Annotated in this window: 20 protein-coding genes; 18 read left to right on the top strand and 2 right to left on the bottom strand. The window is 51.2% G+C overall.

Annotated features, from left to right (window positions below):
* Positions 1-104: 104 nt before the first annotated feature.
* From ytxJ to NNL21_RS03110, 9 genes are all read left to right on the top strand, one after another.
* A complete protein-coding gene (gene ytxJ / locus NNL21_RS03150; protein ID WP_204815990.1) occupies positions 105-440 on the top strand; it encodes a bacillithiol system redox-active protein YtxJ in 336 nt (111 codons plus the stop codon).
* Between the two features lie 171 nt (positions 441-611).
* The gene (locus tag NNL21_RS03145) at positions 612-2,753 is read left to right on the top strand and encodes an Ig-like domain-containing protein (protein ID WP_204815989.1); all 2,142 of its coding nucleotides are present in this window, start codon (positions 612-614) and stop codon (positions 2,751-2,753) included.
* A 232-nt stretch (positions 2,754-2,985) separates the two neighbouring features.
* Positions 2,986-3,714 (top strand): amino acid ABC transporter ATP-binding protein, encoded by a 729-nt coding sequence (locus tag NNL21_RS03140; protein WP_204815988.1) that lies wholly within the window; start codon positions 2,986-2,988, stop codon positions 3,712-3,714.
* Between the two features lie 18 nt (positions 3,715-3,732).
* Positions 3,733-4,617, top strand: a complete 885-nt coding sequence (locus tag NNL21_RS03135; protein WP_204815987.1) for a transporter substrate-binding domain-containing protein — start codon at positions 3,733-3,735, stop codon at positions 4,615-4,617.
* Positions 4,618-4,623: 6 nt separating this feature from the next.
* On the top strand, positions 4,624-5,277 hold the full coding sequence (locus tag NNL21_RS03130) for an amino acid ABC transporter permease (RefSeq protein WP_204815986.1): 654 nt from the start codon (positions 4,624-4,626) through the stop codon (positions 5,275-5,277).
* Positions 5,278-5,300: 23 nt separating this feature from the next.
* A complete protein-coding gene (locus NNL21_RS03125; RefSeq protein WP_204815985.1) occupies positions 5,301-5,951 on the top strand; it encodes an amino acid ABC transporter permease in 651 nt (216 codons plus the stop codon).
* Positions 5,952-6,196: 245 nt separating this feature from the next.
* A complete protein-coding gene (locus NNL21_RS03120; protein ID WP_256555029.1) occupies positions 6,197-6,499 on the top strand; it encodes a Dabb family protein in 303 nt (100 codons plus the stop codon).
* Positions 6,500-6,753: 254 nt separating this feature from the next.
* A complete protein-coding gene (locus NNL21_RS03115; protein ID WP_256555028.1) occupies positions 6,754-7,302 on the top strand; it encodes an RNA polymerase sigma factor in 549 nt (182 codons plus the stop codon).
* A 4-nt stretch (positions 7,303-7,306) separates the two neighbouring features.
* The gene (locus NNL21_RS03110; protein ID WP_204815983.1) at positions 7,307-8,251 is read left to right on the top strand and encodes a DUF4871 domain-containing protein; all 945 of its coding nucleotides are present in this window, start codon (positions 7,307-7,309) and stop codon (positions 8,249-8,251) included.
* A gap of 88 nt (positions 8,252-8,339) precedes the next feature.
* Here NNL21_RS03110 and NNL21_RS03105 read toward each other — a convergent pair whose 3' ends face one another.
* Positions 8,340-8,678, bottom strand: a complete 339-nt coding sequence (locus tag NNL21_RS03105; protein WP_204815982.1) for a L,D-transpeptidase — start codon at positions 8,676-8,678, stop codon at positions 8,340-8,342.
* A gap of 160 nt (positions 8,679-8,838) precedes the next feature.
* Here NNL21_RS03105 and NNL21_RS03100 point away from each other — a divergent pair, with 160 nt between their 5' ends.
* The 6 genes from NNL21_RS03100 (at position 8,839) to NNL21_RS03075 (ending at position 13,120) form a co-directional block, all read left to right on the top strand.
* Complete coding sequence (locus NNL21_RS03100) at positions 8,839-9,732, top strand: helix-turn-helix domain-containing protein (RefSeq protein WP_204815981.1); 894 nt, start codon at positions 8,839-8,841, stop codon at positions 9,730-9,732.
* Between the two features lie 183 nt (positions 9,733-9,915).
* The gene (locus tag NNL21_RS03095) at positions 9,916-10,320 is read left to right on the top strand and encodes a Fur family transcriptional regulator (protein WP_204815980.1); all 405 of its coding nucleotides are present in this window, start codon (positions 9,916-9,918) and stop codon (positions 10,318-10,320) included.
* Positions 10,290-11,060, top strand: coding sequence for a winged helix-turn-helix transcriptional regulator (locus NNL21_RS03090; RefSeq protein ID WP_204815979.1), 771 nt, complete (start codon positions 10,290-10,292; stop codon positions 11,058-11,060). Before NNL21_RS03095 ends, NNL21_RS03090 begins: the two co-directional genes overlap by 31 nt.
* 209 nt (positions 11,061-11,269) lie before the next feature.
* Complete coding sequence (gene trxB, locus NNL21_RS03085) at positions 11,270-12,214, top strand: thioredoxin-disulfide reductase (RefSeq protein WP_204815978.1); 945 nt, start codon at positions 11,270-11,272, stop codon at positions 12,212-12,214.
* A gap of 40 nt (positions 12,215-12,254) precedes the next feature.
* Positions 12,255-12,503 (top strand): glutaredoxin family protein, encoded by a 249-nt coding sequence (locus NNL21_RS03080; protein WP_204815977.1) that lies wholly within the window; start codon positions 12,255-12,257, stop codon positions 12,501-12,503.
* 38 nt (positions 12,504-12,541) lie between these two features.
* Positions 12,542-13,120: a peroxiredoxin gene (locus tag NNL21_RS03075; protein ID WP_204815976.1), complete on the top strand. Its 579-nt coding sequence runs from the start codon at positions 12,542-12,544 to the stop codon at positions 13,118-13,120.
* A gap of 107 nt (positions 13,121-13,227) precedes the next feature.
* On the opposite strand, the gene NNL21_RS03070 is transcribed toward NNL21_RS03075, so the two are convergent.
* Complete coding sequence (locus NNL21_RS03070) at positions 13,228-13,713, bottom strand: hypothetical protein (RefSeq protein WP_204815975.1); 486 nt, start codon at positions 13,711-13,713, stop codon at positions 13,228-13,230.
* A 133-nt stretch (positions 13,714-13,846) separates the two neighbouring features.
* Here NNL21_RS03070 and trhA point away from each other — a divergent pair, with 133 nt between their 5' ends.
* The 3 genes from trhA (at position 13,847) to NNL21_RS03055 (ending at position 17,339) form a co-directional block, all read left to right on the top strand.
* Entirely contained in the window at positions 13,847-14,491 is a 645-nt protein-coding gene (gene trhA / locus NNL21_RS03065; protein WP_204815974.1) for a PAQR family membrane homeostasis protein TrhA, read from the top strand.
* A 407-nt stretch (positions 14,492-14,898) separates the two neighbouring features.
* Positions 14,899-15,900, top strand: coding sequence for an N-acetylglucosamine kinase (locus tag NNL21_RS03060; RefSeq protein ID WP_204815973.1), 1,002 nt, complete (start codon positions 14,899-14,901; stop codon positions 15,898-15,900).
* A 29-nt stretch (positions 15,901-15,929) separates the two neighbouring features.
* Positions 15,930-17,339: an extracellular solute-binding protein gene (locus NNL21_RS03055; protein ID WP_204815972.1), complete on the top strand. Its 1,410-nt coding sequence runs from the start codon at positions 15,930-15,932 to the stop codon at positions 17,337-17,339.
* Positions 17,340-17,425: the final 86 nt, after the last annotated feature.

The raw sequence follows: 17,425 nt of genomic DNA, 5'->3' as shown, positions 1-17,425 counted from the left end.
GCTTACTGGATTAGCCAGCGCTGCTGTGGTTCTTGTAACATCGCCGCGGTTAATGGTATATTGAGTTATCGATAGGTTGGCTAAGATAGAAAGGGGTTGCTGATATGTGGAAGGAAATCACCACGCTTCAAGAATGGGAGCAAATGCTCGAGCAATCAAACGAGAAACAAACGGTCATCTTTAAGCACAGCACCACATGTCCGGTAAGTGCAAGCGCACTCGAGGAATACGACGACTATTTGTCCAAAGCGCCAAATAAAGATACGGATTATTACCTGGTCAAGGTTATTGAATCGCGTCCGGTTTCCAATCAAATCGCGGAAGATTTAGGCGTGAAGCATGCATCGCCGCAAATTATTCTGTTCAAGGACCAGAAGTCGGTATGGAACACATCCCACTGGTCGATCACGAACAAGCACATTACGGCTGTATTGGATTAACGCATGGAGCCATTCAGCACATAAATACAGGGCCATTGGATCAGGTAATGATCCAATGGCTTTTTTATGCTGTAAAAAGGGCCCAGCGGCGTAGGGTAATGTCCCTATTTACATTTAATGGTACGAAAATCATACTTAACATGAATTTATTTGACTATAAGGAGGTAAATAATGGAATTTATTGCTCGAAGAAGCTGGATGAGAATGAGTATGTCATTGATTATGGCCGTCATCCTATGCATGCAGCTCGCACCGTCGCGTGCAAGCGCACAATCAATTCCCCGCATTACGGTAGATATTCCAAGCAGCGGCTCGGTCATCTCGGATGATTTCTTTCCGCGGGTTAGCGTATATTCACTCGATCCCGTCTCGAGCGTGTATGTGATCATCGCGGAAAAGCGTTATGACCTGCCCAAAATCTCATCGGTGTGCTCGACGACCTGTCAATATGGTGGGGTATTAAAATTGTCCGATCTACCTAGAGGCACGCTGAAGGCGGTATTCCATGCGGATAATGGCATCGATGCGGATCTCACTGTCACGTACACGCTTAATAATCCGCCGGGCATTCAGGTCACTTCCCCGTTACCGTTTGCTGTCGTTGCGCCGAGTGCGCCGTTATCCGCAGCTTGCACGGACGATGAAGAAGGCGGGTGCCGGGAGCTGACTGCGAAAGTAAAGGGAGTCACGCTGGCAAGCGGCGTGGACCGGCTGGAGCAGACTCTCGATCTTACGGCCTATGACGGAAAGAAGATCGATTTTCAGCTTGAAGCCTTGGATGCGCTAAGCCAAAAGGTTCTGAATACTCACCCGGTCTACGTGGAGAGCAATCCAAAGCTGCAGCCTGTCGAGCAAGGAGAAGGACTTCTGCTCGATGCGGATGAAGGAAGAATCGTCTATTGGGATGCTTACTACCACCGCATCGTCGTGAAGGATCGGATCTCAGGGGAGGAGAAGGCGCTGCCGCTGGTCGTAGCTCAGCAATGGAACCTATCTGTCCGATTGACCCCAACAGGCGTTATTGGGACTGCGAGGGATGTCGCAGGAGCTCCCTATCTGGTGATCCGGGATGGTTACATCGCTAACGGGCGCGATCCCATGGGAAAGCTTCGGGCCTTTGAATGGCACAATGATGAGTTATCCGATATGCCGATGACCGGACTGGCCGTCACAGGGACATTCGCTGCGTACAAGCAGACGAGCAAGGAGGGCAATGATACGAATCGGCTTATGATTCGTGATCTGTTGACGAATGAGGAGCGGGAGGTTGATGTGACGGATGACCGGTCTTATTTTTTAACGGAGCAAGGCGAGCTGTTCTATGCAAAATCGGGGAAGATTCACCGATATTCTTATGTTTCCGGTATAACCGAGCCGATTAGCCAGGCGGACAATGCGCTGTTCTCGTCCCCGGTTGCTGATAGCGGAACGGTTCTGTACACGAAGAACGAGAGGGACGTCGTCATGCTGAAGGACGGGCAAGAAACCGTTCTGGAAGGCGCGAACATGTCAGGCGGCTATCTAACGGCCGGGGGATGGATCGCGTTTGCACGGTTGAATGATTCGGGTATTCGGCAATACTGGGCGCGCTCGCCGGAAGGCGTAGAAGAAGTGATTGCTGCGATCGATTCGGACAGCAGCCGGCTTGATGCAATTGCACCAGACGGCAGTGTGACATTCACCGATAACGGTACGTTATATATGAGCCGGAACGGCCAACAAGGACGTTCGGAACCTGAACGACTCACGCTAGATGCGGCTAAGAGCTTCTATCGCGGCGGTTGGAATATCTATTTAGGAGCAGCTTGGTATACGGCAGCCGATAGCGTCGATCCTGAACCGGAGCCTGTATTGGAAAGCCTGCTGCTGAACGTACCCGATACGCTGGAGCTGGAAGCAGGAGAGTTGCTAGCCCTGAAAGTCGAGGGGGTTTATTCGGATGAAAGTCGCGAGGAGGTCACGCTGGGCAGTTCATATGAATCTGCCGATGCGTCCGTTGTCTCGGTCTCTGCGAAGGGAGAGCTGACAGCTGTCGAGCAAGGAGAGACAGTCATTACCGTCTCCTACGGGAACCTCTCCGCGGTTGTTACCGTCGTGGTCCCTGAACCGGATACCCCCGGACCATCCGAACCTACCGCGGATCTGGATGGCGACGGTATCGTAGGGCCGAATGACCTCATTGAATTTATGAGGGCTCTGGGGACGACACCGGCATCGATGCATTATGACGTCAGAGTCGATTTTGATCATAACGGGATCATTGATTTGCAGGATGCTGCTGTTTTTTATTATCTTTACAAGCTGCGCAAATAACGAAAGTATTGGCAGGATCTATGCGAATATAAACGATAAAATGAACGAAATAGAGGCTCCAGCATCGAGTTGGAGCCGTTCTGTTTGTTTAGAAATGGTGGAATTTAGGTTATTAAATACCCACCTACATAATATACATGCGAAAGTTAGTGCTTCAGCTTGTAAGCAGTTGACTTTCGTACCACAGTCTTTAAGAGAGAGAGACGATTCCAATCCAAACGGAGGGATGCCCTTGATTAGTTTCAAGCTTGTGAACAAGCACTTTGGCCGGTTCCATGTTCTGAAGGACATCAATCTGCACATTGATGAGGGGGAGGTCGTCGTCGTCGTAGGGCCTTCCGGTTCGGGCAAGAGCACCTTGCTTCGCTGCATTAATCGATTGGAAACGATTACGGATGGTGAATTAACCGTCGGCAGCGTGAAAGTGAATGACAGAACAGCGGATATCAATAAGCTCCGCCGAAGAATCGGAATGGTCTTTCAGCATTTTAACCTGTATCCCCATATGAAGGTGATTGACAACATTACGCTTGCCCCTATCAAAGCGCTCGGTCTTCCGGAGCAGGAAGCGAAGGAAACGGCGCTCTACTATCTGGAGAAGGTAGGAATTCCCGAGAAGGCCGACGTCTATCCTTCGCAGCTGTCAGGCGGTCAACAACAGCGGGTAGCCATAGCCCGGGGACTGGCTATGAAGCCGGAGATCATGCTGTTCGATGAACCGACTTCGGCACTCGATCCTGAGATGATTGGCGAAGTGCTGGACGTCATGAAATCGCTAGCGCGCGAAGGAATGACTATGGTAGTCGTTACTCATGAGATGGGGTTTGCGCGGGAAGTCGCGAATCGGGTCGTCTTTATGGATCAAGGGAGGATCGTCGAGGAAGCGGCACCCGCCGACTTCTTTGCACAGCCGAAGGAGGAACGTGCGAAATTGTTCTTAAGCCGTGTCATCAACCACTAATCGGAAGGGGAATGAATAATGAAAACACGAGGTCGAGTGATTGGACTGATGCTTGCAGTTATGCTGGTTCTTGCTGGATGCGGAGCTGCGAATAATGCCAATGACAGCAAGGGTGGCGGTACGAATAACAGTGCCGAGCCCGGGGCGGGCGGTAACCAAGCTGAGAACCCCGGCAGTAAGGACGAAGGCGTGGTTGCTGATATCAAGGCGCGCGGCAAGCTGGTTGCCGGCGTGAAGTTCGATACGAAGCTGTTCGGGTTGAAGGATCCGGGATCTGGAGAGGTAGAAGGCTTCGATGTCGACATCGCCAAGGCGATTGCCAAAAAATTGCTTGGCGATGAGAGTAAGCTGGAGCTGAAGGAAGTTACTTCGAAGACTCGAATTCCGATGCTGAATAACGGAGAAATCGATTTGATCATCGCGACGATGACCATTACGGAGGATCGCAAGAAGGAGGTCGATTTCTCGGATGTTTATTTCAAAGCGGGCCAATCCATTCTCGTAAAGAAAGGCAGCAGCATCCGCAGCATCGACGATGTCACGAAGGATTCGAAGGTATTGGGCGTCAAAGGCGCAACCTCCATTAAGAATATCGAAGAGAAGGTCCCGGGTCTGAAGGTCCAGCAGTACGAGAACTATCAAGAAGCGTTCACCGCTCTGCGGGCAGGCAAAGGGGACGTATTGACCACCGATAATTCCATTCTGTACGGGATGATGAAGCAGGATAACAACTATGAGGTGGTCGGCAGTACATTCACCGATGAACCTTACGGCATTGCCATCAAGAAAGACGAGGCCGGTTTAGTGAAGCTCGTGAATGAAACGCTGGAGGAGATGAAGGCGAGCGGGGAGTACGACAAAATCTATGAACAATGGATCGGCGAGAAGCCGGCCGACGAATAACCTCTTATGATCGATTTAACTGTCCTAACCGAACATTGGGAGTCCTACTTCATAGGACTGCGGAATACGCTGTTTGCCAGTCTGATGGCTCTGGCAGGCAGCTTCGCTCTCGGAACGGTCATTGCGGTCTTCCGTATTTCGCCCATTAAGGTGCTGCAGGCTTGTGGGACCGCATATGTGGAGCTGTTTCGGAACATTCCGCTGCTGCTGGTTGTCTATATGTTTTTCTTGGGACTGCCTGCTCTTGGGATTGCCTTGAACGGATTCGTGTCCGGAACGCTAGGCCTCATGGTATATACCTCCGCTTTCATCGCCGAAGCGATTCGGGCCGGAATCCTGGCCGTGCCCCAAGGCCAAACGGAAGCAGCTCGCTCATCAGGGCTTACTTACGTACAAACCATGCGTTATGTTGTCCTCCCGCAGGCGGTCAAAATCGTCGTTCCGCCAATTACGAACCAATTTCTCAATCTTGTCAAAAATTCTTCCATCCTCGGCGTCGTAGCCGGGCTCGATCTGATGTATTACGGGGATCTGGTCAATGCCGATACGTATAATACGGTGGATACGTACATGTTCGTTGCTTTGTTCTATTTGATTCTTACGCTGCCGCTTGCTTACGCTTCCCGTCTGATGGAGCGAAGGTTCGCGAGAAGCGGTTAAGTGAATGGGAAAGGAGGCCAGCCATGGATTTTGGGCAGGCGTACTCGCCGGATAATCTGCGTTTTCTCATGGAAGGGTTAGGCATGACGCTTCGTCTTGCGCTTGTTGCGATCATTCTGAGCTTCATCATCGGCTGTGTACTAGGAGTGATCCGCTATGCGCGGGTCCCTGTCTTGTCTAAGCTGGTTGGCATACTCGTGGAAATTATCCGAAACTTGCCGCTCCTGCTGCTGATCTTCTTCGCGCGCTTCGGTCTACCCGAGTTAGGGATCAAGCTGTCGCCGTTCTGGGCGGCAATCGTGGCCCTCTCGATCTTCGAAGCTGCTATGATATCGGAGATCGTGCGAAGCGGACTGAAGTCGGTAGAGAAGGGAACGATAGAAGCCGCAAGAGCATCGGGATTATCTTATATGCAGACACTGCGGCATATCATTCTTCCGATCGGACTCAGACGCATGGTCCCGCCGATTGTCAGCCAGTTCATCTCTCTGTTGAAGGATACTTCCCTGGCGGTCATTATCAGCTTGGCGGAACTGACGCATAACGCGAATATCGTCATGGGGCAGGATATCTCGATTGTGCTTCCGACGCTGCTGCTTGTCGCGGCGCTCTACTTTGCCGTCAATTATGCGCTTTCCATTGTTGCGCGCAGGCTGGAGTCTAAGCCAACCTGACGCCGCTGATCAGAAAGCAGGGCAGGATGTGACTCACGTTGTGGGCAGAAGGCAGCCGGTGCAGGTACCCGGCTGCCTTCGTCATGTCAGCATGAAGGGCGGATTAGAGCTTCATCGCAGAAGATCATGAACATGATAAATTCGGTGTCCGCCAATATACAGACTGTAATTATTAGCGCGGCTTCCGTATAATGGGGTGGATAGTACGACATTCATAGGGTAATGAAGAGAGGAGTCGGTTGAATATGTACGAGCATTTGGTTTCATTTCGCTTCAAAGGTGAGCTGACATCGGAGAAGGAGCAAGAGCTGCTTAACGAGCTGTATGCGTTCAAGGGCGTTATACCTGGCATCATCGACATAACGGCAGGCGTTAACCTCAGAGAAGAGGCGCAGAACGCTCACGGCTATTCGATCGGTCTGCGCGTCACTTTCGAGAGCCTTGATGCGCTTCGCCAATATGGTCCCAATCCTATCCATCAACAGTTCGTCAAAAATTTGGACGGCATTCTGGATAAAGTCGTTGTGGTGGACTACGCGATCAGGTAAGGAGAGATAACCGGATCAGGGATGTCAGATTATCAGATCCAGTCCAGGCAAGATTAGACCCTTAATTGTCAGTGGAGAATGACCTATACGCATGCGAGCCGAGCTCTGGATGATATCCGGAGCTCGGCTCGCTGCATGTCAGCGAAGGAACTTGAATTCGAGCGATCAGAGCAGAAGCAATTGAGCGGCTCAAAAATTAATAAACCGGGAACTTTTTTTGGGGTAGCGGGTCTTATTAATAGAGGTGATTCATTTTGGATCGGCATTACTTGCATGATTTGGCGCCAGGGTTTGATCGCAATCGGGTATTGCGCGATCTAATGGCGGATTACGGGGAGGATGTCTGGAATTTCGCATTCTTCCTGACGCGTCGAGCAGATGCTGCTGACGATATTTCGCAGGATGCATTCCTGGCCGCTTACAAGCAGCTGTATGCTTTTCGCGGCGATTGCTCCGTTAAGAGCTGGCTGCTCGGCATAACTCGGAATAAATCGCTCAATTATCTCAGGAATGCGTTCATTCGCAAGGTCACGCTGCGGGACACTGTGCAGGCTCCTGCAGGTCATTCCCCTTCGGCCGAAGAAGTGACCTTTAAGCACTTGGAGGCGAAGCGGCTATGGAGCCGGGTCATGCTGCTGCCGCTTAAGTTCCGTGAGGTCCTTATTCTGGACTATCATTATGGGCTGAGCATCAAACAAATTGCCGAGCTGCTGCATATTTCCGAGGGGACGGTGAAATCGCGGGAGAACCGCGCGAAACGAAGGATGGCCGCCTTGTTGAACAATGAAACGGAGGGAGAGTGATCGTATGAAGGAGGAACGGCAGCGGGAGCCTTGGGCGGAACAGATGGTGTCGTCGCCTTTTGCAAGCGCGCATTTTACCATTGAAATGATGAATCGGGTGCAAGAGAAGGCCATGACTGCAACAACGGGAACAAAGTGGCGCAGCAAATGGGTTGTTGCTCTCGTCTCACTCGTTATACTCTGTGTGGTTATAGGACTTTCGGGAGTAATGGAGCGCTTTGCACCGAATCACCGTTCCCTGACCGGGACTTCCGGGGAGGTGAAGGAACGGCTCGCCTACGAAGTGGATGGCGTGCTGAAGCTGGCCGTCTATCCCGATCCAGAGCTGGTTGCCGGTAAGCCGTTCGGATATATCTTTCACATGACGGCGCCTTTCGCCGAGCTGAAGGGCCGAATGTTAGCCATACGGGCGGAGCATATCGAATCGGGTCAGCGCATGACTGCTGTAGCACCGGAGGAAATCCAAAAGCCCAGCAGCGGATATCAGGGATTGGAGAGGTATACGGCCTTTATCAACCTTCCGATATCCGGCATGTGGCGTTATGTGGTTGAATTGGATGGCGAAGCATACGGCGATGTCGTGCTGCAGGTGCCGGAGCCTTCTTGGGAGATCAGCCCGATGTTTAAATCGGGTGCCTACATGCTAAGGGGAAGCGAAGGAAAGGTCGGATTGATCGACGCCGGTTTTCTTGCAGGGATGCAGCAGAAATATGTATGGCATTTCTGGGAGGACGGAATGAAGCTTGAAGGCGCATTTACGGTCAAAGCGGTCAAGCAGGGGGAGCGGCATATCGTGGAGGTCTTCACCGCCGATCGTCTGGGAGGTCCGTTAAATGGTGCGGACCGCAGCGTGGTCTCGATGATGTCACTGCCGGAACCGGGGGTATGGCGGCTGCTTCCCTACATTGGAGATCAACAGCTCGACAGTATTGTCGTGGAAGCCAAGTAAGGTTAGTAATGGTGCACGGAACGAAAGATCTGAGGTTTCATGAAAGGGAGCGGTCACCCAAGGGGGCGGCCGCTCTCTTGCTTCTTCATCAAGGACGTATGGTGACCCGTGTGTGGATTGGTACAAGGGCAGCTAAGGTAAGAACATCCTCGTTATACATTCGAATACAGCCATGCGAAACAAGGCGTCCGATCGACGAAGGATCATTAGTCCCGTGAATGCCGTAATGGGGCTTGGATAATCCCATCCAAAATGCACCAAAGGGCCCTCCCGGATCGGGCTGTTTATTGATGATGGTATATTCGCCGGTAGGTGTCTGGGTCACCATGCGGCCGATGCCGACGGGAAACCCGCGAACGACTGTATTCACGTCAAGTAAGTAGAGCTGGCGATCCGATAAATCGACGATGATGCGGTATCTTGGCACTCGATATCCCTCCTCTAGATAGCGTATGCGACTAAGTGCTTGAGGTTGATTGCCAGTGAAATCTGAGAGAAACATTAGTGTACTGAGAAAATTCTAATCCTGACAGCACCCTATATTCTTGTAGAATAGTCGAATAGATAAGTAAGGGGTGAGTAATCAGATGGATATGAAGCGTTGTTTATTCTGCGACCAGATTGTTCCTGTTCGTGCTCAAGGGGATTACGAATGGTTCGATGGCTGCTACTGTGCAACAGGGGCTTATTATGGACTTCGTAAGGATAGCTACGACCTATATAATGAACTATCTTATCCAACCAAGGCGCAGATGTTCCCAATTATATCTGCTTATATTTGTGAATTAACCGATTGCGAGGAGACGGTTGCACTATCATTCGATGACTTGGAGATGATTCAGCGTTCGCCGCGCGTTCCAATCACAGTCGAAGATAAAAGCAATCGCCTGCTTCATTATTTGCACCGTCATTCGAAAGGACCGAACGAGCCTGTCATCATTCACCGGCTGCCGGTCCGCTACAATTTAACCTACTCTCCGAATCTGCAGGAGCTCATTTATATCATCGAAAGGCTTCGGGAGATGGAGATGATCGAACGGGCGGGCTCCACATTCAAGCTTACAGAGAAGGGCTGGCGGGAAGCCGCTGCTACGGTAGGCGGGAGACGCCTCAAGCCATGCTTCGTACTGATTCCGGATAATGAAGAGCTTCGCGTAGAGTGGAACGAGAAGGTATCCCCTAAGATAGAGCAATGCGGGTATTTGCCGCAGCTGCCGGAACCGTCAACCACAGAAATGTACGGCGATCATATTGTCAGGCTTGTTACAGAGAGCAAGCTGCTGATCGCAGATCTGACTGAACCTAATCCGGAGGTGTACTATGCGGCTGGATTGGCACTAGGCTTGCAGATTCCGGTTATATGGACGATCAAGCGAGGCGAATCGAATCAGAATGCCCTGCCATCTAAGCTGATTCGGCCTGTCGTCTGGGACAAAGGCGAGGAGCTTGCCGCCATATTAGAACAGCGTTTGACCGTGTAGCTCTGGCAATAGCGCTTCTGCGGAAAGCAGCTTCGAATAATCGAGAACCGTCATGGGAACGTGTCCCTATGGCGGTTCTTTGCGTTGTTACCGCGGAAATCAGAGGAAACGCTTTGACATATGGCGCAATATTTATTAAACTTAAACTAATTCTAAAATTATTATCGGATGGGAGGAATCCTTATGAGTCGGAAGGGACAGCTTACGACACCCAGACGAACGATATATGAAATCGTGACTGACGCCTCGGATCATCCGACCGCATCGGATATCATGGACCGGCTGAAGCACCGCGGGTGTCATTTTGCCTATGCCACCGTATATAACTCGCTGCGTTACTTGACGGAAGAGAAGATGATTCGCGAATTGAAGCTTGAAGGGGATGCAAGCCGTTATGACGCGCGGGTAGAGGACCATCAGCATATTCTGTGCACATCGTGCGGGAAAGTCGATGAAGTCATGGTGCAAGCACCGGAGGAATGGCTGAGGCGGATTGCCGAAGAGACTGGATACGTCATCGAGGAAGAACAATTTCTATTCAAGGGGGTGTGTACCGAATGCAGAGCGAAGAAAACAGCCGCTCGATAAGCCATCTTCCACTATCGCCCTCGCTGCAGGAATGGGATACGATCGATGAAGGAGCCTTCTGTGATTCTACGCTCCGTATCGTCATCGTCAGTCCTTTGCCGGCTTCGCTGCGGACGCTGGTGTCGGCATTAACGACACGATGCTATGACGTATTGGTCTTCCATAATGAGAATGACCCGATTCTGACAACCATACAAGCGGATCTTATTATAATTGACCGGAGAAAGGCCGTTACAGCTACCAGCAAGCCCCCGCTGGGGATCGGCAAGGATTCCGCGCTTCTTCTCCTCACCGATAAGTATGCCGATTCATCTGTTGAAGGCGATGTTCTCGTATGGCCGAGCGCAATCGACCTGGCTATGGAGCAAATCGAGGCGTTGGCCAGCCGAAGCCAAGAAGGCCCATCTTCACAGAAATCGACCGAGGCGTTCTCCGATGACCAGCTGTTATTGAAGGACATACGGATGGATTTGAAACGTATGACCGTTCAACGCGCAGGCCGCCCCATTAGCCTAACGAAGACAGAGTTCGATCTGCTTCGGGTATTGTCCACGAGCGGCGGGGGCGTCATGTCCCGCCAAGAGGTCATGGAACAGATCTGGGGAGAAGGTTATTTCGGAGGAAGCAATTCCGTCGACGTTCATATCAAATCTTTGCGGCAGAAGCTTGGCGATAACCCGAAGAATCCTCAATATATATTAACCGTTCGCGGTGTCGGTTATCGATTTGCCGATTCATAAGCATTAATCTGAGACCTTCATGAAGCCTTCATGAAGGTTTCATTATATCCTCATCATACCTTCATCACACATTCATCATACCTTCATCGTACCTTCATGATCATGGTGCACAAGGATGATATCATTTATGTATGAGCAAGAGGTAAACTTAGTTTAAATATAAACTTGCATAAACGTTGGAATGTAACTACGAAATGGGGGAAATCATCATGTACAAAACGATCATTATCGGAACGGGTCCGGGAGGACTTACAGCTGCAATCTATTTGGCGAGAGCGAACTTGAACCCGCTTGTGATTGAAGGTCCGGAGCCGGGAGGCCAGCTCACCACGACGACCGAGGTCGAGAATTTCCCCGGCTTTCCCGAAGGCATAATGGGCCCTGATTTAATGGCGAACATGCGCCAGCAGGCAGAACGCTTCGGGGCTGAATTCCGCTCCGGCTGGGTCAATTCGGTGGATATGTCGAAACGGCCGTTCACCTTGACTGTTGAAGGGTTGGGCGAGCTTCAAGCCGAATCAATCATTGTCTCTACGGGCGCTTCCGCTAAATATTTGGGCATTCCCGGCGAGAAGGATAACATTGGCCGCGGTGTAAGCACCTGTGCGACTTGTGACGGTTTTTTCTTCCGCAACAAAAAAATTATCGTCATCGGCGGAGGAGATTCGGCGATGGAGGAAGCCAATTTCTTGACACGCTTCGCTTCTGAGGTCGTGGTCGTGAACCGTCGCGATGAGCTGCGTGCTTCGAAAATTATGCAGGATCGTGCCCGCGGGAACGCGAAGATCAGCTGGGGGCTAAACCGTACGCCGCTTGAAGTGATCAGCGGAGAGAACGGCGTGCGCGGCTTGAAGGTGCGTAATAATGTTACGGGTCTTGAAGAGACGATTGAAACTGACGGTATCTTCATCGCCATCGGACATACTCCGAACACCGCTTTTCTTAGCGGACAGCTTCAAACGGATGACCACGGGTATCTCCTCGTAAATCCAGGTACGACCGAAACGAACATACCTGGCGTGTTCGCCTGCGGAGATGTTCAAGACAGCCGTTATCGGCAAGCGATCAGCGCAGCTGGAACAGGCTGTATGGCAGCACTGGACTGCGAGCGTTATTTGGAAGCAGCCGAAATGAACGAAAAGATACATGCCTGAGAAGGATGAATAAAATAGCAACGACAAGGAGAGATTGAACATGTCCCAAAGCACGAACGTAATCGTATATTCGAGCTCGAACTGCCATTATTGCAAACAGGTCAAAGGCTTCCTGGAAGCACGCGGCGTGAACTATGAGGAACGCAACATCGACATGGACGACAAATACGCCGAGGAATTGTGGAACACAGGCATGCGGTCTGTTCCCGTCACCGTTATCGGAGAAACGAACATTCTGGGCTTTAATCAGACTCAGCTGAACAAAGCTTTAGCCGACATTCACAACTAAACGAACGACAACCATACATCGAAGGAGATTGACATCACATGACGCAAACCGTAGTAAGCGCAATTAATAACACACCGTTCCCTTATGCTAAAGTAGGGCTTCCTGCCCCGGATTTCAACATGCTCTCTACGAAAAACATGGACACTCTTGAGGAGAAGGTATCGCTGAAGGATTACCGAGGCAGATGGCTCGTGCTGTTCTTCTGGCCATTCGACTTTACGTTCGTTTGTCCTACCGAAATTCTGGCTTTCAGCGACAGCTATGAGGAATTTCAAAAGCTGGACTGCGAGATCGTTGGCGCGTCCGCTGACAGTGTGCATACGCATCGTGCATGGACCCAAACGCCTGTGGACAAGAACGGAATAGGTGAAGTGAAATTCCCGATGGCATCGGATTTCACCAAAGAAGTTGCAACGGCATATGGAATTCTGGACGAACAATCAGGCGCTGCTCACCGCGGGCTGTTCATCATTGATCCCGAGGGCATTCTGCGTTACCAAGTGGTCACCGATATGAATGTCGGCCGCAGTGTCGACGAGACCTTGCGTATTCTGCAGGCGCTTCAGGCTGGCGGCTTGTGCCCGGCTAACTGGCGTCCAGGACAAAAGACGCTGTAAAATATAGTCGTGATTCGGGGGCTTTCTCCCATAAGAAGAACCTTCAACCCACACATCGTAGGATTGAAGGTTCTTTTACATATCGCAATGGCCTGAACCGGATTGAGCTAGCGCGCTGAGGTTCGCACAAACCCTTCCTCTGCCAAATATTGTTCGGCCTCTTCATACGTTTCGAAAGCGGACTCCAGGTTCAAGCCGGTGTACAGATACCACAAGTCATCCTCGAATTTCAGCTCAAGCACTTGATCATCCGGCCCGGTCCACGTTTCCGGCCCGGATTTGGGTTTGCGCCGTTTGGGTGCAGGGACGACTGGCGGGGTCGATAAGAAGCTGATCGAAGCTTCAACGACAGCCCTCAGCTCATCTGCGTCGTATTCCCGTATATTTACGAAGCCCTTATCGTCAGGGGAATATCCGGGAAGCTGTCCGACATAGACATAGCCATTGCCGTTCTTATGCAGATGGTAGACGACATTCTTCTTGTCATATGCGCTGTCTTCATAATGATAATTGATACGTCCGAGCGAGACGTCTTTGCGCTGCAGCTCCGGGAAAGAATCCAGGATTTCGATTTTCTGTTCAATTGTAAGCATATTCGCCTCCGCGGGAATAGTAATAGGGATGGTCGGATTATATCATACTGCTGACGGTTGGACAAAATCAACGAATGAGGTCCTCCTATGGTATACTATGGTTACGAATGAACGCAGAAGAGGAGTGTTACCATTGGCCCTTACGCATACGTACACCCGCAGGGAGGAAGTCGCGAACGCGATTACCCATGGAATCGGCATGCTGCTCAGCATAGCCGCGCTTGTTCTGTTAATCGTCTTCGCCAGCTTGAAGGGAACGGTGTGGCATGTTGTCAGCTTCTCGATTTTCGGTGCGACCATGCTGCTGCTCTATACAGCCTCGACGCTTGTCCATAGTTTTCCAGAAGGCAAAGTGAAGGACCTGTTCGAGATCTTCGATCACAGCTCAATCTATCTCTTCATCGCTGGGACGTACACCCCGATCTTGTTCGGCGTCATCCGCAGCCCGCTGGCCTGGACGCTCTTCGGTCTTGTATGGGGCATCGCCTTGGTCGGGGTTGCCTTCAAAGCATTCTATACGAAACGTTTTCTTGTGACGTCGACGCTCTTCTATCTGCTGATGGGCTGGCTCATCGTCTTCGCTTGGCGGCCGTTGACCGAGCACTTTGCAAGCGGGGGGCTGTTTCTGCTTGTATTGGGCGGCGTCTTCTACACGGTAGGCACCATATTCTACGTCTGGCGGGGATTTCCTTATCACCATGCCGTCTGGCACATGTTCGTTCTGGCAGGCTCGACGGCTCATTTCTTTGCGATTCTGCTCTATGCACTGCCGGCATAACAACATCGTACAGATTCAACTATTAGAATCCGCGAGTTCATCGCGGATTTTTTTGTGTTTTCGTAGCAGCATGAGAACCTACGGCAATGGAGTATAACGAAAATAAACATTTTCGTTTGAAGCTTCTCCAGATATAAGAAGGAAGGGAATTTTTACGAAAAATGCTTCATATGCTAGTCTGGTGAACGTGTGATTTTATTAATCGGTTATAAACGAAAGAATAACTTTCGATTCATCTTTGTTTTTGCATAGGGTCGTTAGAGGAACCAAGATGGTTGAGCGTCCCGAAATGAATGATTGCATAGGGGGATCGTTTAGCTGAACTGGCGGGAAGCGAGTGAATCAGTGAAGAGAACAAGCAGACGGAGAACAGGTAAAGGGGTGATGCCATTTTGCCGGGGCATGTGATGAGCATTGATAGCGGAGGGAGCAAAGTGCTGTGCTTGATTCAAAAGCTGGATGGTGAACTATTGGGATGGGGTATGGGCGGTGCTGCGAATAATATGCCGACCGGTGAAGCCGCCCACTCGTATAGAACGGCAATAATGACAGCATTGAAGACCGGCGGAATCAATCCGGACCGTATATCCCACGTGTTTCTATCTACGCTTGGTCCAGTTGAAGCCGTTCAGGATGCGATGGAGCAGTGCCGTATCATGAGCAAGTCGCGCTATTGCACGGATACGAGGGCAGCGCTCTACGCATCGATCTCGAACAACCGGGGTATGGTGGTGTTAAGCGGGACTGGATCCTTCGTATACGGCCAAAACCATCATGGGCAGTCCCGGCTAATTGGGGGCTTGGGGGATTTGCTTGGCGATGATGGAAGCGGATATGAGATCGGCTTGAACGGTTTACGCGCAGCGCTGCGCTATCTTGAGGGATGGGGAGAGCCAACGCGGCTTGCGGAGGATATTTCCGGGACTTGGAACGTCACCGCACCCGAAGCTCGGCCAACTGATGAAATGAATCCGCTCACTCGATTATTGACTGACGTCGCGAGAAGGCATCTGCCCCACGATTACCGATATTTGATTGCGGGGCTGAGCAGGACTGTTGCCAGATGTGCGGAAGATGGTGATCAGGTGGCCATCTCCATTCTACAGGAGGCAGGCAGGAAGCTGGCCGATCAGGCCGTATCTTTATGCGATTATTTGGCGTTCGGCACTGGACCGATACCGATCGGGCGTGCCGGAGGATGCTGGAAAATCGAAGGCCGGATGAAAGAGTCCTTCGAGCGCAGGCTGCATGAACGAATGAAGCAGCCCTTCACGGTCGTGACACACCGGCTCGAACCTGTCTTTGGCGTGTTCTTAGCTGGTTTGGAGGATATCCATGTACCGTGGAGTGAAACGATGCTGGCTCGAATAACGCGTGAGAATAACACCGTAAGCGAGTCTATTGCATAGCAGTCCCCAAATAGAGGAGGTTGATAGCTGTGAATAAGGGAAGAACGCTCGCTCTGCTGTTATCCGTGCTGCTTACGTTCTTGTTATTTGCTTCGGCATGCGGCAGTAATGAGGAAGAGAAGGCCAGTGAAGACAGCGGCCAAAAGAATGAGCAGAAAGAAGGAAATAAGCCGGCAAATCAAGAGGGTGACAAGGAAAACGAAACGCCGCCCGCCGATGAGAAGAAGGAGCCAGTGACGTTAAAGCTGATTACATGGAACGTAGGGCTTTATCAAGAAGCCTTCGATATGTTCCATGAGAAGTATCCGTGGATCACGATTGAGCCCATCATTACCGGGGGTTCCGATGATGCCTTGATCGAGAAGGCGGCAGCTATGCAAACGGCAGGCGATCCGGCGGATTTAACCTGGCTGCAGGGACTAAGCGATTGGACCAATGGCGGTTTGTTGGAGGATCTGACCCCTTTTATAGAGAATGATCCGACGATTCAGAATGCCGAGGTTGTGGAGGGCTTTACGGATGCATTCCGGACAGGAGACAAAATCTATGCCATGCCATTCTCCCGAATCGCAGCGTGGATTGTGGTGAACAAGGACCTGCTGAAGAAGCATGGCATGGAGATGCCGTCCAATGATTGGACGTATGATGATTTTCTAGAGATGGCGAAGAAGGCAACGGATCCGGCTGCCAGTGAATACGGCATTTCGTATGATCAGACGATGTACTACTTCCTTAATTGGATCTATCCGGTGGCCAATGGTAGCGCGGATAACCTGATCTTCATGAATAAGAACTTGACTCAAAGCGTTGCCAATACGCCGGAGGTCATAGCCGATCTCAAGTGGCTGCAGGACCTGACGACCAAGTGGCATGTAAGGCCGACGGCTGCGGAGGGAGAGAAGCTTGGCTGGGAGAGAGGGAACAACTTTCTGACCGGCAAGGTTCTGTTCTCCATGGGGCTGGATTGGCTGCTGCCAGGCTATCAGAAGGAAGCGAAGTTCGAATGGGATATACTTCCGATGCCAAGGGGAAAAGCGACGCAGGCCACGCTGCAAATTCAAGGCCCGACAGCCATTCTAAGCGCATCCAAGCATAAAGCGGAAGCCTTCCTGTGGCTGAGCTTCCAGTATGAGCTGGAAATGCAAAAGTGGATGATGCGGAACGGCTCGAACACGTGGGTGATCCATCCGGAATTGGAAGATTACATCGACCAAGTGCCGCTCTGGCAGGGGAAGAACAAAGAAGCGGTCAAGATGACAACTACAATGTGCTGCGGTATGCCGGGAGCCTCCGTACCGGATTGGAGCGAATATCAGGGGACGATCGATACCGCCATTATTGGGCCTATGTATGATGGGAGCGATCTGAATGCGATTATACCGAAAGTCGAGGCTTTTAATAAGAAGACGCTGGAGAGCCGGAAGCTCTTAGGCTGGTAAACGCCTTTATTACACCTAATGGGGTACTTGGAAATTCATTATTCCCCTGGTACCCTATTGGTGTGAATGTACCCAGACAGATAAGG

Origin of the sequence: Paenibacillus mendelii, from assembly GCF_024498075.1 — a bacterium.
Lineage (GTDB): Bacteria > Bacillota > Bacilli > Paenibacillales > Paenibacillaceae > Paenibacillus_Z > Paenibacillus_Z mendelii.
Note: the sequence above shows the minus strand (reverse complement) of the source record. Positions and strands in the feature narration are given on the sequence as shown.